19 protein-coding genes are annotated in these 20,578 nt (G+C 66.2%); 12 read left to right on the top strand and 7 right to left on the bottom strand.

What is annotated here, in order from left to right; translation table 11 throughout:
• Positions 1-13: 13 nt before the first annotated feature.
• Positions 14-1,159 carry an acyl-CoA dehydrogenase family protein gene (locus A7X12_RS03800; protein WP_064310321.1) on the bottom strand — a complete coding sequence of 382 codons (1,146 nt, stop codon included), beginning with the start codon at positions 1,157-1,159 and terminating at the stop codon, positions 14-16.
• A gap of 147 nt (positions 1,160-1,306) precedes the next feature.
• Here A7X12_RS03800 and A7X12_RS03795 point away from each other — a divergent pair, with 147 nt between their 5' ends.
• A complete protein-coding gene (locus A7X12_RS03795) occupies positions 1,307-2,755 on the top strand; it encodes an MFS transporter (RefSeq protein ID WP_198161872.1) in 1,449 nt (482 codons plus the stop codon).
• A 61-nt stretch (positions 2,756-2,816) separates the two neighbouring features.
• Here A7X12_RS03795 and A7X12_RS25860 read toward each other — a convergent pair whose 3' ends face one another.
• Positions 2,817-2,972, bottom strand: a complete 156-nt coding sequence (locus A7X12_RS25860; protein WP_019367690.1) for a hypothetical protein — start codon at positions 2,970-2,972, stop codon at positions 2,817-2,819.
• Between the two features lie 16 nt (positions 2,973-2,988).
• Positions 2,989-4,278, bottom strand: a complete 1,290-nt coding sequence (aceA, locus tag A7X12_RS03790) for an isocitrate lyase (protein ID WP_064310320.1) — start codon at positions 4,276-4,278, stop codon at positions 2,989-2,991.
• A 588-nt stretch (positions 4,279-4,866) separates the two neighbouring features.
• Between aceA and A7X12_RS03785 the strand changes: the two genes are divergently transcribed.
• Positions 4,867-6,252: a helix-turn-helix domain-containing protein gene (locus A7X12_RS03785; protein WP_064310319.1), complete on the top strand. Its 1,386-nt coding sequence runs from the start codon at positions 4,867-4,869 to the stop codon at positions 6,250-6,252.
• A 66-nt stretch (positions 6,253-6,318) separates the two neighbouring features.
• On the top strand, positions 6,319-7,836 hold the full coding sequence (locus tag A7X12_RS25385; protein WP_198161870.1) for a HEPN domain-containing protein: 1,518 nt from the start codon (positions 6,319-6,321) through the stop codon (positions 7,834-7,836).
• Positions 7,837-7,895: 59 nt separating this feature from the next.
• On the opposite strand, the gene A7X12_RS03780 is transcribed toward A7X12_RS25385, so the two are convergent.
• From A7X12_RS03780 to A7X12_RS03770, 3 genes are all read right to left on the bottom strand, one after another.
• Positions 7,896-9,995, bottom strand: a complete 2,100-nt coding sequence (locus A7X12_RS03780) for a S9 family peptidase (RefSeq protein WP_064310318.1) — start codon at positions 9,993-9,995, stop codon at positions 7,896-7,898.
• Positions 9,996-10,194: 199 nt separating this feature from the next.
• Positions 10,195-10,494, bottom strand: a complete 300-nt coding sequence (locus tag A7X12_RS03775; protein WP_064310317.1) for a hypothetical protein — start codon at positions 10,492-10,494, stop codon at positions 10,195-10,197.
• 21 nt (positions 10,495-10,515) lie between these two features.
• Positions 10,516-13,353, bottom strand: a complete 2,838-nt coding sequence (locus A7X12_RS03770) for a M16 family metallopeptidase (RefSeq protein WP_064310316.1) — start codon at positions 13,351-13,353, stop codon at positions 10,516-10,518.
• 506 nt (positions 13,354-13,859) lie between these two features.
• Between A7X12_RS03770 and A7X12_RS03765 the strand changes: the two genes are divergently transcribed.
• The 8 genes from A7X12_RS03765 (at position 13,860) to A7X12_RS03730 (ending at position 18,801) form a co-directional block, all read left to right on the top strand.
• Positions 13,860-14,507, top strand: coding sequence for a queuosine precursor transporter (locus A7X12_RS03765; RefSeq protein WP_064310315.1), 648 nt, complete (start codon positions 13,860-13,862; stop codon positions 14,505-14,507).
• Between the two features lie 20 nt (positions 14,508-14,527).
• Positions 14,528-15,427 carry an acetylglutamate kinase gene (gene argB, locus A7X12_RS03760; RefSeq protein WP_064310314.1) on the top strand — a complete coding sequence of 300 codons (900 nt, stop codon included), beginning with the start codon at positions 14,528-14,530 and terminating at the stop codon, positions 15,425-15,427.
• A gap of 75 nt (positions 15,428-15,502) precedes the next feature.
• Complete coding sequence (locus A7X12_RS03755; RefSeq protein WP_064310657.1) at positions 15,503-15,799, top strand: YggT family protein; 297 nt, start codon at positions 15,503-15,505, stop codon at positions 15,797-15,799.
• A 3-nt stretch (positions 15,800-15,802) separates the two neighbouring features.
• Positions 15,803-16,111: a DUF167 domain-containing protein gene (locus tag A7X12_RS03750; protein WP_064310313.1), complete on the top strand. Its 309-nt coding sequence runs from the start codon at positions 15,803-15,805 to the stop codon at positions 16,109-16,111.
• On the top strand, positions 16,101-16,976 hold the full coding sequence (gene folD / locus A7X12_RS03745) for a bifunctional methylenetetrahydrofolate dehydrogenase/methenyltetrahydrofolate cyclohydrolase FolD (RefSeq protein ID WP_064310312.1): 876 nt from the start codon (positions 16,101-16,103) through the stop codon (positions 16,974-16,976). The genes A7X12_RS03750 and folD overlap by 11 nt, the downstream gene beginning before the upstream one ends.
• Positions 16,973-17,596 carry a MarC family protein gene (locus A7X12_RS03740; RefSeq protein ID WP_064310311.1) on the top strand — a complete coding sequence of 208 codons (624 nt, stop codon included), beginning with the start codon at positions 16,973-16,975 and terminating at the stop codon, positions 17,594-17,596. Before folD ends, A7X12_RS03740 begins: the two co-directional genes overlap by 4 nt.
• 155 nt (positions 17,597-17,751) lie before the next feature.
• Positions 17,752-18,117 (top strand): cupin domain-containing protein, encoded by a 366-nt coding sequence (locus tag A7X12_RS03735; RefSeq protein ID WP_198161868.1) that lies wholly within the window; start codon positions 17,752-17,754, stop codon positions 18,115-18,117.
• A 117-nt stretch (positions 18,118-18,234) separates the two neighbouring features.
• On the top strand, positions 18,235-18,801 hold the full coding sequence (locus A7X12_RS03730; protein WP_064310310.1) for a carboxymuconolactone decarboxylase family protein: 567 nt from the start codon (positions 18,235-18,237) through the stop codon (positions 18,799-18,801).
• Between the two features lie 12 nt (positions 18,802-18,813).
• On the opposite strand, the gene A7X12_RS03725 is transcribed toward A7X12_RS03730, so the two are convergent.
• Positions 18,814-19,518: an EF-hand domain-containing protein gene (locus A7X12_RS03725; protein ID WP_198161866.1), complete on the bottom strand. Its 705-nt coding sequence runs from the start codon at positions 19,516-19,518 to the stop codon at positions 18,814-18,816.
• A 112-nt stretch (positions 19,519-19,630) separates the two neighbouring features.
• Here A7X12_RS03725 and ubiA point away from each other — a divergent pair, with 112 nt between their 5' ends.
• Positions 19,631-20,563, top strand: a complete 933-nt coding sequence (gene ubiA / locus A7X12_RS03720; RefSeq protein WP_064310308.1) for a 4-hydroxybenzoate octaprenyltransferase — start codon at positions 19,631-19,633, stop codon at positions 20,561-20,563.
• Positions 20,564-20,578 lie beyond the last annotated feature (15 nt).

Here is a 20,578-nt window from a genome sequence, read left to right as displayed (position 1 = left end):
GGGAGAGGCTTTCTTACCCACCGCGCTTCAGCGTCTCGCGCGCGATGATCAGCTGCTGGATCTGGCTGGTGCCCTCGTAGATCCGGAACAGCCGTACGTCGCGGTACAGCCGCTCGATCCCGTAATCGGCGATATAGCCGGCGCCGCCGAAGATCTGGACCGCGCGATCGGCGACGCGGCCGACCATCTCGCTGGCGAAGTATTTCGCCGCGGCGGCTTCCATCGTCGTGTTGCCGCCCGCATCTTTTGCAGCGGCGGTCTCCAGCACCAGCGCCCGCGCGGCGAGTGCCTCGGTCTTCGAATCCGCCAGCATTGCCTGGATCAGCTGGTGTTCGGCGATCGGCTTGCCGAACTGCTTGCGCTCGCTGGCATAGGCGACGCAGTCGGCGATCAGCCGCTCGGCCACACCGACGCACACCGCGGCGATGTGCAGCCGACCGCGGTCGAGCACCTGCATCGCGATTCGGAACCCCTCACCCTCCGCCCCCAGCCGGTTCTTGACCGGCACCGGCACGTCCTCAAAGATCACGTCGGCGACCCGCGCGCCCTTCTGCCCCATCTTGTTTTCGGGTTCGCCGATCGAGACGCCGGGGAGGTCGCGCGGCACGAGGAAGGCGGAGACGCCGCGACCGCCCGCTTCCTCGCCGGTGCGCGCCATCACGGTGAACAGCTGCGCCTTGTCGGCATTGGTGATGTAGCGCTTGGTGCCATTCAGCCGGTACACGTCGCCGTCGCGCACCGCGCGGGTCTTCACCGATCCGGAGTCCGAGCCGACATCGGGCTCGGTCAGCGCGAAACTGGTGATGATCGCGCCACGGGCGATCTTCGGCAGCCAGTGCGCCTTCTGCTCAGGCGTGCCGGCGATCACCAGCCCCTGGCTGCCGATGCCGACATTGGTCCCGAATGCCGAGCGGAAGGCGGGCGTGGTGCGCCCCAGCTCGATCGCCACCCGGGCTTCCTCGGCCATGGTAAGGCCGAGCCCGCCATGTTCCTCGGCGATCGATAGCCCGAACAGGCCGAGCGCCTTCATCTCCTCGACGATATGCTCGGGGATCGCATCTGCCGCCTCCACCTCCGCCTCCAGCGGGCGGAGCCGCTCGGCGACGAAGCGGCGGACCGTGTCGAGCAGCGCGTCGAACAGCTCGGGTTCGAGGGCCATGGCCATCCTCTCGGTTCTAATTGGCGGCAGGTATAGCGGCTGCCTGGCGTGCTGCAAGCCGTACCCGATCTTCCAAAGTGTTTCGTTTGCCGGGGCGGTCCTGCCCCTGTATCGGGAAGAGCGGGGGACGTAGTGGAGAAGCAGTTGATGGCCGGTCGCACCGCCGACACCCCACCCGTGCCGCCAAGCCGGCGCGTGGCGACGCCGACGATGCTCGCCTATGGCTTCGGTGCCGCGGCGTACGGCGTGAAGGATTTCTGCTTCGTCACCTTCCTGCTGCTATTCTACAATCAGGTGGTGGGGCTGCCCGCCGCGCAGGTCGGCTTCGTAATCATGTGCGCGTTGCTGTTCGACGCGTTCGTCGACCCGGCCATCGGCATGCTCTCGGACCGCACGCGGAGCCGCTGGGGCCGCCGCCATCCCTGGATGTATGCGGCGTGGCTGCCGATCGCGGTCGGCTGGCTGTTCCTGTGGAACCCGCCTGCCTGGGGCCAGAGCGCGCTGCTCGGCTGGCTGTTCATCACCGCCGTGGTGGTGCGCACCGCCGTCTCCGCCTTTGAAGTCCCATCCCAGGCGCTCAGCCCCGAACTCTCGTCCGACTATGAGGAGCGCACCCGGATCATGGCCTATCGCTTCCTGTTCGGCTGGGGCGGGGGCATGGCGATGTTGATGCTCTCCTATGGCTGGTTCCTCGCCGAACGGGCCGGCCAGCCGCACGGCCAGTTCGACCGGGCGGGCTATCCCGGTTTCGCGATCGGCGGGGCAGCGCTGATGGTGGTGGCGATCCTCGGCTCGGCGCTGGGGACCCACCGCGAGATCAAGAACCTGCCGCCGGTGGAAGTCGAGCCCCAGCCGCTCCGCCAGAGCATCGCCGAGCTGTTCGCCACGCTGCGCAACCCGGCCTTCCTGGTGCTGATGACGGCGGCACTCAGCTATTTCGTCGCGCAGGGCATCAGCTTCTCGATGTCCAACTATCTCTACGCCCATGTGTGGCGCTTCGGGAACCTCGCCTTCCAGTTGCTCGGCGCGACGCTGTTCCTGGGCGTCGTCTTCGCCTTCTTCCTCGCCCCGAGACTAGCGCACCGGATGGGGAAGCCGCAGGCGGCGACGATGGCGATGGTGTTCGCCGTGCTGCTGCTCGCCGCGCCCTATCTGCTCCGCCTCGCCGGGCTGTTCCCGGCACCGGGGAGTCCGCTGCTGCTGCCGGTGCTGTTCTCGATCTTCACCGTCAACGCCACCTTCGCCGTGTCCTCCACCATGCTCGGCGCCTCGATGCTGGCGGACGTGGTCGAACACAGCGAGGTCGAGACCGGGCGGCGTTCCGAGGGCGTGTTCTTCGCCGGCTTCTTCTTCGTCCAGAAATGCTCGAGCGGGCTCGGCATCTTCGCCACCGGCCTGATCCTAAGCCTCTCCGGCTTCCCCGACGGCGCCAAGCCGGGAACGGTTCCCGAGGGGGTGATCGACCGCTTCACGCTGATCTTCTGCGCCGTCTACCTTTTGCTCGGCGCCATCGCGGCGTTCTTCTACCGGCGCTTTCCCTTCGGCAAGGCGGAGCATGCCGCCCGGCTGGCGCAGCTTGGCGCGCGGGCCGACTGACACTGGAAATGCCCGCCAGGTCCTTGACCCGGCGGGCATCCTTTCCTCCCCGGGAAAGGCGTCAGGCCACGCGGCCCAAGCGATGGTAGAGGTTGGAGAACTTCACCGATTCCGGCTTGTCCTTCACCGCCTGCAGATGGGCCCCGACGGCCTCGCGGAGCAGGCGGAAATCTTCGGTGGAAAAGACGGCGCGGCTGCGCTGCGGTTCGTTCGACATGGCAATGCTCTCCTGATTACGCGGCTTCACTGGTGAACTGGGCGGCTTCGGTGCTCTCGGCGAGCGCGGTGGTGGAGCTGGCGCCCCCCGCCACGGTCTGGGCAATGGCGTCGAAATAGCCGGTGCCGACCTCGCGCTGGTGGCGCGTTGCGGTATAGCCGTCGGCCTCCGCCGCGAACTCGGCCTGCTGCAGTTCCGAATAGGCCGCCATGCCGCGATCCCGATAGCCGCGCGCCAGCTCGTACATGCCGTAGTTGAGGCTGTGGAAGCCGGCGAGGGTGACGAACTGGAACTTGTATCCCATCGCCCCGATCTCGCGCTGGAAGCGGGCGATGTCGTCCTTGTCCAGGTTCTTCTCCCAGTTGAAGCTGGGCGAGCAGTTGTACGCCAGCATCTTGTTCGGATGCGCCTTCTTGATCGCCTCGGCGAAGCGGCGGGCGTCGTCGAGATTGGGTTTCGAGGTCTCCCACCACAGCAGGTCGGCATGGGGCGCGAAGGCGAGGCCGCGCTGGATGCAATGGTCGACGCCGGTCCCCTCCTTCAGGCGGAAGAACCCCTCGGGGGTCCGCTCACCGGTGAGGAACTGGTGGTCGCGCGCGTCGACGTCAGAGGTGATCAGCTTGGCCGATTCCGCATCGGTGCGCGCGCAAATCACCGTGGGTACGCCGCACACATCCGCCGCCAGCCGCGCCGCATCGAGATTGCGGATATGCGCCTGGGTGGGGATCAGCACCTTGCCGCCGAGATGGCCGCACTTCTTCTCGCTCGCCAGCTGGTCCTCGTAATGCACGCCCGCTGCACCGGCCGCGATGTAGGACTTCATGATCTCGAAGCAGTTGAGCGGCCCGCCGAACCCGGCTTCCGCGTCGGCGACGATCGGGGCGAACCAGTCGCGCGTCGCGCCGCCTTCCATATGCTCGATCTGGTCGGCGCGCTGGAGCGTCGCATTGATCCGCCGCGCCAGCTCCGGCCCGGCATTGGCCGGGTAGAGCGACTGGTCGGGGTACATCTGCCCGGCGGTGTTGGCATCCGCCGCGACCTGCCAGCCCGACAGATAGATCGCCTTCAGCCCGGCGCGGACCATCTGCATCGCCTGGTTGCCCGACAGCGCGCCGAGGGCATGAACATAATCCTCGGTGCGCAGCAGCTCCCACAGCTTGAGCGCGCCGCGGCGGGCCAGCGTATGCTCCACCGGCAGCGAACCGCGCAGCCGGGCGACGTCGGCGGCGGTGTAGGGGCGCTGGATCCCGTCGAATCGCCCGGCGGGGGCGGGGACGAGATCCTCGAAACCTAGCGGCTGGGGCATTGTGAATTCCTTGACTGACTGCGTAAACCTTGTGTGCGTAAGTTGGCAAAGTTTGCGTAGGTGGGGAATTCAACTTCGGGTTTGCATAGGGTGTGGGTGTGTGCTGGGTTGCGGGACCTCCTTGTTGTGGTGTAAAGTATTTACATGTGAGGGAATGTTGTTGATAAGAACGTAACAAGAACGCTCAGTGTAGGAAAGTCGCCTGCGTGGTGCCGGCCCTCCAGCCGTCATCCCGGCGGAAGCCGGGATCCATTGCCGCTCCGGCGCGGCAGGAGGGGCGGCCGACAGGCAGATGGATCCCGGCTTTCGCCGGGATGACGGTGGCGGGGGTGGTCCTCCCAAAATTCCTCCCCGGAACGGGGAGGGGGACCGCGCCGCGCCGGCGGCGTGGTGGAGGGGCCGCCGCGCTAGCGGCGGTGCGGGTGGAGGATGGGCAGGGACCACCGCGCCTGCGGCGCGGCCCCTCCACCATGCTGCGAATGGTCCCCAGCATCGGGTCGATCGTGCCCCCGGCACGATCTTGAATTGCCGGGGGCAATTCAACCCGATGCTCGTTCCGGGGAGGAATTTAGGAGAGCAGGAGCACCCATGGCCGAACGCAAACTCTTTGCCGGGCACGCCATCCGGCGCCTGCGCTTCCAGCTCGGCGTCACCCAGGCGGCGATGGCGGAGGCGCTGGAGATTTCGCCCAGCTATCTCAACCTGGTCGAGCGCAACCAGCGGCCGATCTCCGCCGCGCTGATGCTCAAGCTGGCCGAGACCTATGACTTCGATCCCCGCCGCCTCGCCGCGGCCGAGCCCGGCGGCGGGGCCGAGGCGCTGCGGCGGCGGCTGGCCGACCCGATCTTCGCCGATCTCGCGATCGATCGCCACCAGCTCGAGGAATGGCTGGCCGGCGCGCCCGACGGCGCCGAGGCCTTCGCCCGCGCCTATGACCGGATGGGCGGCGGCGGCAGCGCCATGCCCGCGCCCGGCGCCGCGCAGGATCCCGGCCCCCAGGTCCGCCGCGCGATCGAGCGATGGCGCAACCATTTCGCCGATCTCGACGCCGCCGGCGAGGCGCTGGCCGACGAACTGCGCATGGCCGGCGAGCCCTATGGCGCGATGGCCGATCGGCTGCGGGTGAAACACCAGCTCGCCGTGCGCATCCTGCCCGCCGAGGTGATGGGCGATGCCCTGAAACGGCTCGACCTGCATGCGCGGCAGTTGCAGCTGTCCGAGGCGCTCGATCCCAGCGCGCGCGCCTTCGCGCTGGCCGAGCAGCTGGCGGTGGAGGCGCGCGACGAGATCGAGGCGCTGGTCCGCGGCGCCGGGCTGGACCGCGCCGCCGAACGCCCGTTCCGCCGCCATCTCACCGCCTATTTCGCCGCGGCGGTGACGATGCCCTATGCCCGCTTCCTGCGCGCGTGCGAGGCGAGCGGCTATGACCTGGAGCTGCTTCAGCGGCGCTTCGGCGCGAGCGCGGCGCAGGTCGCGCACCGGCTGACGACGCTGCAGCGGGTGGGCGCGCGGGGCCTGAGCTTCTTCCTGATGCGGTTCGATCGCGCGGGGCAGGTCTCGAAACGCTATGCCGGCGCCAGCGGATCGGCGCTGGTCGAGGCGGCGGTGCCGTGCCCCTTGTGGAACGCCTATGACGCCTTTGCGCGGACCGACGAGACGGCGGTGCAGCTGGTCGAGCTGGAGGACGGCGCGCGCGCCTTCACCATCGCGCGCTGCGTGCATCCGCATGGAGGAGCCCCCGGCGGGGTGCGCCCGCGCTTCGTGATCGCGCTGGGCCTGCCGGCGGCGGAGGCGGGGACGCTGGCGGCGGCGCGCGGCGTGGACCTGGCCGGCCGCGCCGCGCCGATCGGGCTGGGGTGCCGGGCGTGTACGCGGCTGGCGTGCCCGCAGCGCTCGGCAGCGCCTGCGGGGCGGGCGGCGGCGGGAAGCGAGCGCGAGCGTGGGGTTACGGCGTTTGGATTTGCGGGGGATTGAGGGGGCGTTCTCAAAGCGATCGTCTTATGATCTGGTAGTTAGACATGCGACGCAATGGGTGTGGTGATGGGTAAGAAGGCCGAGGATATCTATCGGATCGCTGAAGGTGCGACGATCGGTGGTTGGTACACTATCAATGGTCGCCGTGTTTTGGGATCTCTATTTATTTCTAAAGGCGAAACCAAGTTGTTTCTACAGGATGAATTTCCAATTAATATTGGAGACATAGACCATATTAATGGAGAGCTTCACAATCTTGAAAAGATAACACTTGTTAGATGTGTTGCTGGATCATTTGGATCTACAACAACGAGGGGTGTTATTTACTACACCGCAGAGATTTTTCCGCATTTTATCGTATATGGGAAAATGTCCTTTGACCCCTCCCTGAAAAATGTCACATCTTCATCATTTCGCGTCGATGATGCAAATAGAATATTCAACGACTTCGACGCTTTTGGGACATTTTTCGATAACGGTGATCTAATAGATAGCATTGCTTCACAGTACAGGCAATCTTACGGGCGTGAAATACCTATTGGGCCAGCCCCAAGGATCGCGTTCTTTTCGGGTAGAGAGGTCATCGTAAGCGTCGATACCGCCTTGGGCGTGTTCAGAGCACTAAATTCCGCCGGCATGCCTTCTTTTCAGACTGGTACGCGGGCCAGCATTGTCGGCAGGGCATATGCAGATGTTACGTTCGGCGAACCCATATCATTTGGAGAAACTATCAATAGAGTTTCTCGATTTTGCGCATTTCTTGGGCTTATTGCTGGTCGCCCTCAAAACATAGAATGGGTAAATATCGATATTGCCGACGGTAGTGAGGTCGTCAATTTAAGGGTGTACTGGTGTCTTCCTCCGTCACGAGATGGGGGCAGTGAATCCAAATTTTCTAACTCTCTCGACATTTTGATCGATGCGGTTATGGATTCGGAAGAATTTTCTCGCGTTTTGACGGGGTGGATCGACCTAGAGATAAATCGGAATTTGCCGAGAGAGCGGGCTCTCGGTTGCTACGGAGAGCAAAACTTATTTCGTCCAGACAGATTGGTAACTGCAGCTAATGTCTTCGATCTTTTGTCGCAAGATGCACTGCCGAAGGAACCCCAACTGGAGGGTTGCTTGATCAAAGCCAAAGAGGTGGCGAAGACTGCATTTAAAGCGCTCCCGCCCTCCGATGAAAGAGACTCAATTCTTGGCGCGCTTGGGCGCATCGGCAAGCCAACGCTACGACAAAAAATTTCTCACAGGGCCCAATTGGTCATAGATGCAATGGGTGTGAATTTAAAAGAAATCGATGTTGTTATCGATGAATCGGTGAAATGTAGAAACTATTTTGTGCATGGGTCGAATTGTAAGATCGACTACGACAAGAATTGGCACTTGATGGCTTTCCTAAGTCGCGCCTTGGAGTTCATTTTCTTAGCTGCGGAAATGGTAGATTCGGGGTGGAAGATATCAGAATGGTACGAGAAAGGATCTTCTCTCGGTCATCCATTCAATCAAGTGTTACATGAATGGGATTCGTGTGCCCAAGAGTTGATTTTGCTCCGAGCAAAAGATCCCTCTTCGGGCGGATAAATTTTTCTTCTCCTCCAAAGCGCTCACTATAGAACGCTTAGGAGCAGAAGACGTAGTTCCTACCCCTCCACCCCCAACTGCCAAAGCACGAACGCCATCTCGTCGGCGTACTCGCGCAAACTCTCCCACCGCCCGGACTTGCCGCCATGGCCGGCGCCCATATTGGTCTTGAGCAGCAGGATGTTGTCGTCGGTCTTGGTCGCGCGCAGGCGGGCGGCCCATTTGGCGGGCTCCCAATAGGTCACGCGCGGGTCGTTGAGGCCGCCCGAGATCAGCATCGGCGGGTAGGCTTGGGGCCTCACATTGTCGTACGGGCTGTAGCTGCGGATCAGTTCGAACGCCGCCTTGTCCTCGATCGGGTTGCCCCATTCGGGCCACTCGCCGGGGGTGAGCGGCAGGCTCTCGTCGAGCATGGTGTTGAGCACGTCGACGAACGGCACGTCGGCGATCACCGCGCCCCACAGCGCGGGGTCCGAATTGACCACCGCGCCCATCAGCTCGCCGCCTGCCGATCGGCCGGCGATGGCGATCCGGCCCGGCGCGGTATAGCCGAGATCGATCAGCCCCTTCGCCACGTCGACGAAATCGTTGAACGTGTTGGTGCGCTTCTCCAGCTTGCCCTCGTGATACCAGTGCTGGCCGAGATCGTCGCCGCCGCGGATATGGGCGATGGCGAAGGCCATGCCGCGATCGAGGAACGACATGCGGCTGGTCGAGTAGCCCGGCGGGATGGCGTGGCCATAGGCGCCGTAGGCATAGAGATAGAGCTTGCCGGTTCCGTCGCGCGGGAAGTCGTGCGGGTAGACGATCGAGACGGGGACGGCGGTGCCGTCGCGCGCGGTGATGGTCAGGCGCTCGGTGCGGTATTTGCTGCCGTCATAGCCGCTGGGGATTTCCTGGACCTTCAGCGTCTCCAGCGCGCCCGTCGCGACGTCGTAATCCTGGACGGTGCCGGGGGTGACCATCGATTCATAGCCGAGGCGGAGCTTGGTGACGGCGTACTCCGGGTTGTCGCCCAGGCCCGCGACATAGCTCGCCTCGGGGAACTTCAGGCGCGTCGGCGGGACGCTCGCGTCGTAGCGGTGCAACTCGATCTGATCGAGCCCGTCCTCGCGGCCCTCGACGATGAAGAAATCGGCGAAGCAGGCGACCCCGGTCATGTAGAAATGGCGCGAGGGGGCGATGCGCTCGGTCCATTCGCCGGGCGCGGTGATCGGCGCGGTGACGAGGCGCCAGTTGGTGTCGGTATCGTTGGTGTGGATGAACAGCGTGTCGCCGTGCGTGTCGACATCATACTCGCGGCCGGTCTTGCGCGGGGCGACGAGGATCGCCCCGGCGAGCGGATCGTGCGCGGGGAGGAGGCGGATCTCGCTGGTCTCATGGTCGCTGGTGGTGAGCAGGATCCACTTGCGGTCGCTGCTCGTCTCGACGCCGACCGAGAAGCCGAGTTCCTCCTCGTGATAGACGACCACGTCCTCCGCCGGATCGGTGCCGAGGCGGTGGAGCTTGATGGTGCGGGTGCGCCAATGCTCGTCGGTGAGGCCGTAGAGCAGCGCGTCGCCGGTCGCGGTGAAGACGAGATTGCCGATCGAGCCTTCGATCGCGACATTGCCCCAGCGGCCGGCGGCGCCGGCGATGGCTTCGTCCGGGGTGGTGGCGCTGGTCAGGTCCTTGAAGCGGATGGTGTAGCGTTCGGAGCCGTTGTCGTCGGTCGAATAGGCCATCAGCGTGCCGTCCTCGCTGATGCTGACCGCGCCGACGCGGAAATATTCCTTGCCCGCGGCGAGCGCGGGTTCGTCGAGGATCAGTTCGTCGGGGCCGCCGGCGACGGGCTTGCGCCACCAGCGGGGATATTCGCCGCCGGTCTCGTAATCGGTCCAGTAGAGCCAGTCGCCATCCTTCTGGGGGACGGTGGATTCGTCTTCCTTGATGCGGCCGCGCATCTCCTGGAAAAGCGTCTCGGAGAGTGCCTTGTGGGGCGCCATGATCGCGTCGAAATAGGCGTTCTCGGCCTCGAGATAGGCGAGCACGTCCTTGTCGGTGACCTCGGGATAGCCAGGGTCGCGCAGCCAGGCCCAGGGGTCTTCGATCGTGATGCCGTGGCGGGTGAAGCTGTGCGGGCGGGTCGCGGCGACGGGCGGCTTGGGGTTTTCGCTCATGGCGACGTTGTAGGAAGTCGTGGGGGTTGGGCAAGTCCCGATGCCCCAAGATCCTCCCCCGGAGGGGGAGGGGGACCGCCGCCGAAGGCGGTGGTGGAGGGGTGTCCCCGCTGCCGTGGAGGACACGCCCCCAGCGGTTACACCCCTCCGTCGCGCTGCGCGCGCCACCTCCCCTTGCAGGGGAGGATTTCAGAGGCAGTTACGCCCGCGTGCCCGTGATCGGGAAGCTGCCGAACGCGCCCGCGGTGACGGTGCCGTCGAGGCTGTCGCCGCTCACGGTCGCTTCGCAGGTGAGCGTCATCGGCATCGGCACCGAGATGTCGAGCGACCAGGTCAGCGTGTCGCCATTGAGCTTGCCGTCCTTGATCTCGGTCTGGCCCATCGCGCCGTTGAAGCTGCCGGTGAAGCTGTCGCCGTCGCTGGTGACGGTGAGCGTCGCCTGCTGGTCGCCCAGCGGCGACTTGGTCACGGTGTTCCAGCTGCCATCCACATTCGCCATTTGGATCTCTCCTTCGCGTGATTACTTGGTTGCCGGCGGGGCCTTCCCCGCCAGAGAACTCGCGCTGATCACCTCGACAGGCAGGCCGAGGCTGTCAAGCTGCGGGCGGACCTTGGCGGCGTCGCCCACCACCACCCAAACGAAGCGATCGACGTCGAGTGCCCCGCGTGCCGCAGCGTCAAGCTGGGCGGCGGTCATGCTCCGATATTTTTGCGCGATGCTGTCGTAATAATCGTCCGGCCGGTGGCGGATGTCGTTCTGCTGCATCGCGGCGAGCACCGCGTTGGCGGTTTCGAATCGCCCGGCCAGCTCGCGCGTGCTGCCGGCGATCTCGCGGGCGAGTTCGGCGGGGGTGACGCCGCTGGTGGTGAGGAAGGCGCGGACGTCGTCGCGGATCGACTTGATCGAATCCCCCGTGCGATCCGCCTGGACCGGCGCGTTGACCGCATAGGGCACGGCGTGTTCGAGCCAGTTGAACCCGCCGCCGGCGCCGTAGGACCAGTGCCGCGTCTCGCGCAGATCCATGTTGATCCGCGAAAGGAAGCCGCCGCCCAGCACCTGGTTGGCGGTGACCGCGACAAGCAGGTCACTCGCCGGATCGAGCGGGGTCATCTGCCCGGCGACGATCAGCGACTGGGGCGAGTTGGGCCGATCGACCAGCACGATGCGCGGGCTCGCCTGTTGCGGCTTGGCGGAGAACGCCTTCACGCCGTCGGCGCCTTCGCCCTTCCAGTCACCGAAGCGGGCGTCGAGCGCCGCCTTCACCTGCGCCAGCGGCAGGTCGCTAACGACGAACACCTTGGCCTTGTCCGGCCGGATCCAGGCGCGGTGGAAAGCGACCAGCTCGTCGCGCGACAGCTTGGCGACCACGGCCGGATCCCCCGAGCCATTGGCGAGCTTCGCATAGGGATTGGCCGGGCCGTAGAGCAGGCCCGGCATCGCCCGGTTGGCGAGGCCGCTCGGGCTGCTCAGCTCGAACTGGATTCCGGTGAGCGTGGTGGCGCGGAGCCGTTCGACTTCCGCCGGGGCGAAGGCCGGGTGGCGGACGATGTCCGAGAAGAGTTCGACGCCGCCGCCGAGATTGGCGCTCGGCACGCCCAAGGTGAGATAGGTGCGATCGGCCGAGCTGCCCTCGCCGATCTCCGCACCCAGCCGTTCCTTGGCCTCCGCGATCGCGATCGAGCTGCGGGTCGTCGTGCCTTCATCCATCAGCGAGAGAGTGAGGTTCTGCGTCCCCGGCTTGCCGTCCGGATCGGCGGTGGCGCCGGCGTCGAAGCTGAACACCATGCGCGTCACCGGCACCGCGGTCTGGCGCGCGTAGATCAGCTCGGCCCCGTTGGCGAGGCGCGTGCGCTCGACGGTGGGGAAGCGGATGTCGCGGATCGGGCCGACGTCCGGCAGCGGCCCGCGATCGCCCTTGGGGATCGCCTCTTCGGCGGCGGGCTTGGCGGGGGCGACCGCCGCGGCTTCCTGATAGGCTTCGCGATCGCCGGGTTCGACGATGATGGTGAAGGCGGGACGGGTAAGCCATTTGGCGGCGGCGGCGCGGGCCTTGGCGGGCGTCATCTTCGCCACTTCCTCCAGACGCTTGCGGAAGAAGCCGGGATCGTTCGAGTAAAGTTCACCCTCGGCCAGCACCGATGCTTGGGCGCGGGTGGATTGCAGGCCCTTGATCGTGTCGCTGACGCTGGTGGTGGCGACGCGCTGCACCTCGTCGGCGGTCGGGCCCTTGGCGATCAGCTCGGCCAGGATCGCGTCGATCCGCTTGTTGACCGTGGCCGGTTCGACGCCGGGCTTCAGCGTGACCGAGATGGTGAAGGTGCCGGCCTGCGAGAAGGTCTCGGCATAGGCGGAGGCCTGTACCGCCAGCTTTTCCTCGCGCACCAGCGCATTGGCGAGCCGCGAGCTGGCGAGGCCGCCCAGCACCTGGCCGAACACGTCGAGCGCGGCGGCATCGGGGTCGTTGAGGCCGGGGATCGCCCAGTTGCGGGTGATCGCGATCGCGGGCACGCGGTCCTTGAGCACCACCGTCTTGGGGGCTGGCAGCGTCGGGATGGTGACCTTGGGCAATTCGCTCTTCGGGCCCCGCGCGATCTTGCCGAAATATTTCTCGACCAGCGGCCGCGCCTCGGCGGCGTCGATATCGCCGGCGAGCGAGAGCACCGCGTTGTTCGGGCCATAATGGTCGTGGAACCAGCCCTTCACGTCGGCGACGCTCGCCTTGTCGAGATCGGCCATCGAACCGATCACCGAATGGCCGTAGGGGCCGTTGCCGAACAGGCCCTCGGCCAGCGTATATTCGACCAGGCCATAGGGCTGGTTGTCGCCCTGGCGCTTCTCGTTCTGGACGACGCCGCGCTGCTCGTCGAGCACGCCCTGGGTGATGGCGGGGGTGAGCCAGCCCATCCGGTCGCTTTCGAGGAACAGCGCGCGTTCGAGCGCGGGCCGGGGCACCGTCTCGAAATAATTGGTGCGGTCGTAATAGGTGGTGCCGTTGAGATCGGTGGCGCCGACCTGCTTGAGCGGCTCGAAGAAATCGCCGGGCGCGTTCTGCGAGCCGTTGAACATCAGATGCTCGAACAGGTGCGCGAAGCCGGTCTTGCCGGCAGGCTCGTGCTTCGAGCCGACATCGTACCAGACCGACAGCGCGACGACGGGCGCCTTGCGATCGGTGTGCACGATCACGCGCAGGCCGTTTTCGAGGGTGAATTGCTCATAGGGGAGCTTCACCTGGTCGACGAGCGTGGAAAGCGGCGCGGGGGTGATGGCCGTGGCGGGCGCCTGCTGCGCGATGGCGGGCAGGGCGGGTACGGCAAGCGCGATCAGGGCAGTGCTGCAGAACAGGCGAATGGACGGCATCGAAGCGGAATCCCCCGGGATTGGTTGCGGGCGGTACCATAGCTGCGCGAGCGGGGGCGGCAAGCGGGGGCGTGCGGGCGGTCAGGCGTGCGAATTGCCGCCAAGAGCCTCAGTTGCAGTCATTGCCGACAATGATACGACTGCTCGATGCCTCATATTTTGCTATTGGCTCTTGCCCTCGCTTTGATCGCATTCGCGGTCTCGCAAGGGTACATCGGCGTGCACGGCGCAGCTGTGTATCGAACTAAAAACCCTAAACTTTTCTGGGGGCAAATAGCACTATTAGGTGCCGGGGCAATCGTGTTGGGAGTGGCCATTGCGCGCGGCGATCTGTGACTGGTTTGAAAGACCGACATTCATAATCCGCCTTCCGCTTCCCACCAACACAGTCGCCATTCGACGGAAGCGCCGAGCGCTGCCTTTGGCGGCTTCACGGCCCACAGCCGAGACACCTCCACCCCTCACGCCATCTTCCACCGCGCCGCCTTTGGCGCTAGCACCCGGCGATGGATACCCCCAAGCTCGCCATCCCCCGTTCGCTGTTCGTCTACGCCATCCTCTATGGCGGTATGGTCTGCATGGCGGGCGTGCTGGGGGTGAAGCAGGTCGCGCTCGGGCCGCTCGCGGTGGAGGCGGGGATCTTCGCCTTCCTGCTGCTCGTCGTGCTGTCGAGCGCGGTTGCCGAGCTGCACGGCCAGGCGATCGCCACCGGGCTGGTGCGGCTGGGCTTCGTGCCGCTGCTGATGTCCGCCGCACTAATCCAGCTGGTGCTGATCCTGCCGACCGATCCCGGCATGTACCCGCCCGCGGTCGCCGCCTTCCCGATTGTCGTCGGGCAGGGGATGCGGATGATGCTCGCCGGGTTCATCTCCTACGGCACGTCGCAGACGCTCAACGTGTTCATCTTCAACAAGCTGCGCGGGCGCGAGGGGCCGGGCGGGCTCGTCTGGTTCCGCGGCATGGTGGCGAGCGTGGTGTCGCAGATCGTCGATACCGTGCTGTTCATCAGCATCTCCTTCCTCGGCGAGCGGCCGATTCTGGCGCTGATGGGCGGGCAGATGCTTACCAAGGTGGTGCTGTCGATCGTGCTCGTGCCGTTCCTGATCACCGGCGCGGTGACGCTGGGGCGTGCTCTCGATGGACGTAGGGCCTGAGCGGCTCTAAAGGGCCGCGCATGACCGACCACGCACCCCATCCGGCGCTGCTCGCCAAGGCCGAAACCCTCACCGAGGCGCTGCCCTATCTGCAGCGCTATGCCGGCGCCACCTTTGTCGTGAAATATGGCGGCCACGCCATGGGCGATCCCGAGCTGGCGCGCGATTTCGCCGAAGACGTGGTGTTACTGAAGGCGGTGGGGATCAACCCGATCGTCGTCCATGGCGGCGGCCCGCAGATCGGCCGGATGCTCAAGCGGCTCGGCGTCGAGTCGACCTTCGTCGGCGGGCTGCGCGTTACCGACAAGGCGACCGCCGAGATCGCCGAGATGGTCCTCGCGGGATCGATCAACAAGGAAATCGTCGCCTGGATCGCGGCGGCCGGTGGCAGGGCCGTGGGCATCTCGGGCAAGGATGCGGGCCTGGTCCGCGCCGAGAAGGTGCAGCGCACCGAGGCCGATCCGCTGCAGGGCATCGAGCGGCATGTCGACCTGGGCTTCGTCGGCGAGCCGGTCGCGGTGGACATCTCGATTCTCCAGTCGCTCGCGGCCTCGGGCTTCATCCCCGTGGTCTCGCCGATCGCGCTGGGTGCCGACGGACACACCTACAACATCAATGCCGATACCATGGCCGGGGCGATCGCCGGTGCCTGCGGCGCCAAGCGCTTCTTCCTGCTTACCGACGTGCCGGGCGTGCTGAGCAAGACCGGCGACCTGCTGACCGATCTCGATGCGGCGCGGGTGCAGGCGCTGAAGGACGACGGCACCATCTCGGGCGGCATGATCCCCAAGGTGGAGACCTGCGTCAACGCGGTCGCGGCGGGCGTCGACGCGGCGGTGATCCTCGACGGGCGCATCCCGCACGGCATGCTGCTCGAAATCTTTACCCGCCAGGGCGTAGGCACGCTCGTCCATAGCTGATTGTCCAACGGACGATCGATCCTATATCGCGCCTGAAACGGTTTCGCGGAGAGTGAATTGACCCAGATTGGCCTGATGCTGCTGCAGATCGTGCAGGTGGTGCTGAACATCGTCTGGTGGATCATCGTGATCCAGGCGGTCCTGTCGTGGCTGATCGCGTTCAACGTCATCAACACGCACAGCGATTTCGTCCGCTCGGTATGGACGGCGCTGCAGCGGATGACGGAGCCGCTCTATCGCCCGATCCGCCGCATCCTGCCGGACTTCGGCGCGCTCGACATCTCGCCGCTGGTGGTGCTGCTGATCCTCTACATCCTGCAGACCATCGTGATCCCGCGGATTGCGTTCATGATCGCCGGCGCCGCGCTCTGAGCCGTGCCTGCCTGGCGGCCTAGCGCCACCGGAATCGAGATCGCCGTGCGCGTGACGCCCCGGGCGTCCCGCGACGTGCTGGCGGCGGGGACCGACGAGCATTTCGCCGCGCGCCTCGCCGCGCCGCCGGTGGAGGGCGCCGCCAATGCCGCGCTGGTGCCGCTGGTCGCCAAGGCGTTTGGGGTGCCGAAGCGCGACGTGACGCTGATCGCGGGCGAAACGTCGCGGCTGAAGCGACTTTCGATCGCCGGCGACGGTGCGGCGCTGGAACAAATCGCCCGCAGCCTCTATGGCGAGGCGCATGACGGCTGAGATCATCGACGGCAAGGCATTTGCCGCGGGCCTACGCGCCCGCATCGCGACCCTGGTTCCTGCATTCGAAGCGGCGGCGGGGCGCGTGCCCGGCTTGGCGGTGGTGCTGGTGGGCGAAGACCCCGCCTCTGCCGTCTATGTCCGCTCCAAGGGCAAGCAGACCCGCGAGGCCGGCATGGCGAGCTTCGAGCACAAGCTCCCCGCCGACACCAGCCAGGCGGACCTCCTCGCGCTGGTCGACCAGTTGAACGCCGATGCCAGCGTCGACGGCATCCTCGTCCAGCTGCCGCTGCCCAAGCATATCGACGAGCAGGAAGTGCTGCTGCGCATCTCGCCCGAGAAGGACGTCGACGGCTTCCACCCGGTCAACGCCGGCCGCCTGGCGACGGGCCTCGAGGGCTTCGTGCCCTGCACCCCGCTCGGCTGCCTGATGCTGTTGCAGGACAAGCTGGGCAGCCTGTCCGGCCTCGACGCGGTGGTGATCGGCCGCTCGAACATCGTCGGCAAGCCGATGGCGGCGCTGCTCACCAAGGCGAGCGCGACGGTGACGATCGTCCATTCGCGTACCCGCAACCTGCCGCATTATTTGAAGCACGCCGACATCGTCGTCGCGGCCGTGGGCATCCCCCACTTCGTCAAGGGCGAGTGGCTCAAGCCCGGCGCGACGGTGATCGACGTGGGTATCAACCGCACCGACGACGGCCTGGTCGGCGATGTCGACTTCGACGGCGCGGCGAGCGTTGCCGGCGCGATCACGCCGGTGCCGGGCGGCGTCGGCCCGATGACGATCGCCTGCCTGCTGCGCAACACGCTGGTCGCCGCGCACCGCAACGCGGCGGTTCCGCTCGAGGCAGACGCGATTTGATCGAGCTGTTCGTCTCCGCCTTCGTCACTTTCTTCGTCATCATCGACCCGCCCGGCTGCGCGCCGATCTTCGCGGGGCTGACGGCGGGAACCGATGCCGTGCATCGCCGCGCGATGGCGGTGCGCGCGGTGATGGTCGCCTCGATCATCCTGCTCGGCTTCGCGCTGTTCGGCGAGGCGCTGCTGCATGCGCTGGGGATCAGCCTCAACGCCTTCCGCATCGCCGGCGGCATCATGCTGTTCCTGATCGCGCTGGAAATGGTGTTCGAGAAGCGCACCGAACGCCGCGAGGATCGCGCCGAGAAGGTGAAGGCCGAGGATCCGGTCGACATCTCGATCTTCCCGATGGCGATGCCGATGATCGCCGGCCCGGGCTCGATCGCCTCGGTGATGCTGCTGATGGCGCAGAGCAAGGGGATCGAGCAGTCGCTGGTCGTGCTCTCGGCGATGCTGGCGGTGCTGCTGCTGTGCGTGCTGGCACTGCTCGCGGCGGGGCCGATCATGCGGATCGTCGGGGCGAAGATCGAGGCGGTGGTGTCGCGGCTGCTCGGCGTGCTGCTCGCGGCGCTGGCGGTGCAGTTCGTGATCGACGGCATCCGCGCGGCACTGGCGGCGGGGTAGGGCTGGGGCCGTCCACCGTCGCACGATCCGCGCCGGTAGCGGATGGGACGCCTGATTGGTCCGCGCGGCTCCGCGATTGCTGCCATGCAATCGGCTGGTATGATGATCACGAACGAGGCCGGGTCCACCTTCGGGCCGCCATTTTGGAGTTTCTTGTGCTGTCTCCAACTACGCTTGCCGCCGCGTTCGATCGCGTGACCGAGTATTGGTCGCCGAAAGTGATCGGGCAGGTCAATGACCAGCTTCTCAAGGCGGCGAAGCTGAAGGGCGAACTCGTCTGGCACGCGCATGACGGGCAGGACGAGCTCTTCTACATCGTCAAGGGCGGGCTGCGGATCGAGTTCGAGAACGAAAGCGTCGAGCTGAAGGCGGGCGACTTCCTGACGGTACCTAGCGGCGTCCGCCACAATCCCGTCGCCGAAGAGGAATGCTGGGTGCTGCTGATCGAGCCCGCCTCGACCAAGCACACGGGTGAGGAGATCACGTCGCGCACGCGCAGCCTGGAAGAGCAACTGCGCTAGGCGCCGGTGCTGCGCGTGCTCTGACTATCCCCGCGTACGATCGCCGGAGCCATCCGCGCGCTGTAGCATTTGTGCAGCGCGGCAGCTTCGCCGCGTCCAGCGAAGGACTGCACGACCATGCGCCTGCCCCTCCTGAAGCCCGACCAGCTCTCCGACGACCAGAAGCCGCTCTATGCCGACATGCAGCGCGGCATTTCGTCCAACTTCAACGCTTTCGTCGCGGTGGGCGAAGACGGCAGCCTGATGGGGCCGTGGAACCCCTGGCTGCACGAGCCCCGCATCGGCGGCGCGATCTGGGAACTCACCAAGGCGATGTCGATGGAAGCGACGCTGCCCGATCCGGCGCGGCAGGTCGCGATCCTCGTAACCGGCGCGCATTTCGATGCGGCCTATGAGATCTATGCCCATGTCGCGGTGGCCGAGACGGAGAAGATGTCGCCCGCGCGCATCTCGGCGATCTGCGCGGGGCTCAAGCCCGCCGATCTGGACGAACAGGAGAATGTCGCGTTCGACGTCGCCTATGCGCTGGTCAAGGGCGGGGTGCTGCCCGAGCCTTGCTACCGGCTCGCGGTGGATACCTTCGGCCAGCACGGTGCAAACGAGCTGATCTATCTGGTCGGGCTGTACAGCCTGGTGTCGGTGACGCTCAACGGCTTCAACGTGCCGGTACCTGAGCGCGAATGAGGGCGGGGGGCCTCAGCCCCCCATGCTGCCACCCATCGAACCGCCCATATAGCCGCCGCGGTGACCACCGCCGCCATGGCGTCCGCCACCGCCACCGCCGCCACGTCCACCGCGACCGCCGCGCTTGAACGCACCAGGATGGAGGTCGGGCAACTCGTCCTTGGTGAGCTTGCCGTCATGGTTGGTGTCGAGCAGGTCGAAGCGGCGCTTGGCGGCGCTCATGAACTCGACCGGGCTGACCCCGCCGTTGAGGCTCGAATCGGCCGCGGTCACCGGCTCCGGGCTGCCGAGATAGTTGAAGCGGGCAAGCCCGCTCAGCACGCGGGTCGAGCCGATATCGGCAGCCTTCACCTCGCCATTGTCGCCCATGGTCGGGCCGCCGGTTTCGAAGCCGCCGCCGCGCGCCTCGGGGGCGAGCACGGTCTCGTAATATTCGATGTCGGCCGGATCGATCTCGCCGTCGCCCTTGCGGTCGAGCACCTTGAACCAGCGCATCGCATCGTCGCGAAACTCGTCGAGCGTCAGCGCACCGTCATGATTGGCGTCGGCGCCGTCGAACCAGGCGTCCTGCGGCGCCTTGCCGTCGGTGGTCCCGCGAAACGGCTCGCCCATCGGGCTGACGAACAGGCCGCGCGGCCGCGGCGCCGCCTGCTGGTCCTGCGCCTGCGCGACTCCCGATACCGCCAGCACCAGACTCGCGATCCACAAACCCCGCATTCTTTCCCTCCCGGTGAATCCCATGCGCCCCGCTATGCCCCGATTGTCGCGAAATTATGCCCGAAAAATTTCGGCTTGGGGCCGGGCTGGTGATTGTGGCAGCAGGAAGCGCATGACCGGCGCCACTCCCATCGTTCCCGATACCGAACATCGCGGCCTGCTCGGGCTGCTGCCCCGCAGCTGGCGGCCCTATGCGCTGCTCGCGCGGTTCGATCGACCGATCGGCTGGTGGCTGCTGTTCCTGCCCTGCGCCTGGGGAGCGCTGCTCTCGGGACTGCCCAATGGCGACTGGTGGCGGATCGGCGCGATGCTGGCGGGTGCGATCGCGATGCGGGGGGCGGGCTGCGTCTACAACGACATCGTCGATCGCGACCTGGACGCACAGGTCGAGCGCACCCGCAGCCGTCCGCTGCCGAGTGGGGCCGTCTCGGTGCGCGCGGCCTGGACCTGGCTGCTGGTGCTGCTCGCGATCGGGCTGGGCGCATGGCTGGCGATGCCGCTCCCGGCCAAGCTGTGGTCGCTGGCGACGCTGCCGGTGGTCGCCGCCTATCCCTTCATGAAGCGCATCACCTGGTGGCCGCAGGCGTTCCTCGGCATCGTGTTCGGGTCGGGCGCGCTGGTCGGCTATGTCGCGGGCGATCCGCAGGCGGTGTTCGCGAGCCGGCAGGGCGCGCAGTGGCTGCTCTATGCCGGGACGATTCTTTGGGTGATCGGCTATGACACCATCTACGCGCTGCAGGATGTGGAGGACGATGCTATCGTCGGCGTCCGTTCCTCGGCGCGGCGGATGGGGGCGCAGGTCCGGGGCGGGGTGGCGCTGCTCTATCTGGGGGCGCTGGCGCTGTGGGGCTGGGCCTTCTGGACCGCGCGGCCCGACCCACTGGCGCTGTTGGCGCTGCTGCCGGCGGCGCTGCACCTCGCCTGGCAGATCGCCACGCTGAAGCCCGCCGACGGCGCCAATGCGCTGCGGCGTTTCCGCGCCAATCGCGATGCCGGCTTCCTGATGCTGGCCGCCTGCGCGGTGGTGGGTTTGTCCGGACTTTGATTTTGTGCCTCCGCG

The sequence above is a fragment of the Sphingomonas sp. TDK1 genome (assembly GCF_001650735.1).
Lineage (GTDB): Bacteria > Pseudomonadota > Alphaproteobacteria > Sphingomonadales > Sphingomonadaceae > Sphingomonas.
The sequence above is the reverse complement of the archived record's forward strand: the minus strand, read 5'-3'. Positions and strand labels throughout refer to the sequence as shown.

Coding starts and splice junctions, on each gene's coding strand:
- A7X12_RS03770 (WP_064310316.1), bottom strand. CDS start 13,353: ATGCCGTCCATTCGCCTGTTCTGCAGCACTGCCCTGATCGCGCTTGCC.
- argB (WP_064310314.1), top strand. CDS start 14,528: ATGACCGACCACGCACCCCATCCGGCGCTGCTCGCCAAGGCCGAAACC.
- A7X12_RS03755 (WP_064310657.1), top strand. CDS start 15,503: ATGCTGCTGCAGATCGTGCAGGTGGTGCTGAACATCGTCTGGTGGATC.
- A7X12_RS03765 (WP_064310315.1), top strand. CDS start 13,860: ATGGATACCCCCAAGCTCGCCATCCCCCGTTCGCTGTTCGTCTACGCC.
- A7X12_RS25860 (WP_019367690.1), bottom strand. CDS start 2,972: ATGTCGAACGAACCGCAGCGCAGCCGCGCCGTCTTTTCCACCGAAGAT.
- A7X12_RS03730 (WP_064310310.1), top strand. CDS start 18,235: ATGCGCCTGCCCCTCCTGAAGCCCGACCAGCTCTCCGACGACCAGAAG.
- folD (WP_064310312.1), top strand. CDS start 16,101: ATGACGGCTGAGATCATCGACGGCAAGGCATTTGCCGCGGGCCTACGC.
- aceA (WP_064310320.1), bottom strand. CDS start 4,278: ATGCCCCAGCCGCTAGGTTTCGAGGATCTCGTCCCCGCCCCCGCCGGG.
- A7X12_RS03780 (WP_064310318.1), bottom strand. CDS start 9,995: ATGAGCGAAAACCCCAAGCCGCCCGTCGCCGCGACCCGCCCGCACAGC.
- ubiA (WP_064310308.1), top strand. CDS start 19,631: ATGACCGGCGCCACTCCCATCGTTCCCGATACCGAACATCGCGGCCTG.
- A7X12_RS03725 (WP_198161866.1), bottom strand. CDS start 19,518: ATGCGGGGTTTGTGGATCGCGAGTCTGGTGCTGGCGGTATCGGGAGTC.
- A7X12_RS03785 (WP_064310319.1), top strand. CDS start 4,867: ATGGCCGAACGCAAACTCTTTGCCGGGCACGCCATCCGGCGCCTGCGC.
- A7X12_RS03800 (WP_064310321.1), bottom strand. CDS start 1,159: ATGGCCCTCGAACCCGAGCTGTTCGACGCGCTGCTCGACACGGTCCGC.
- A7X12_RS25385 (WP_198161870.1), top strand. CDS start 6,319: ATGGGTAAGAAGGCCGAGGATATCTATCGGATCGCTGAAGGTGCGACG.
- A7X12_RS03775 (WP_064310317.1), bottom strand. CDS start 10,494: ATGGCGAATGTGGATGGCAGCTGGAACACCGTGACCAAGTCGCCGCTG.
- A7X12_RS03795 (WP_198161872.1), top strand. CDS start 1,307: ATGGCCGGTCGCACCGCCGACACCCCACCCGTGCCGCCAAGCCGGCGC.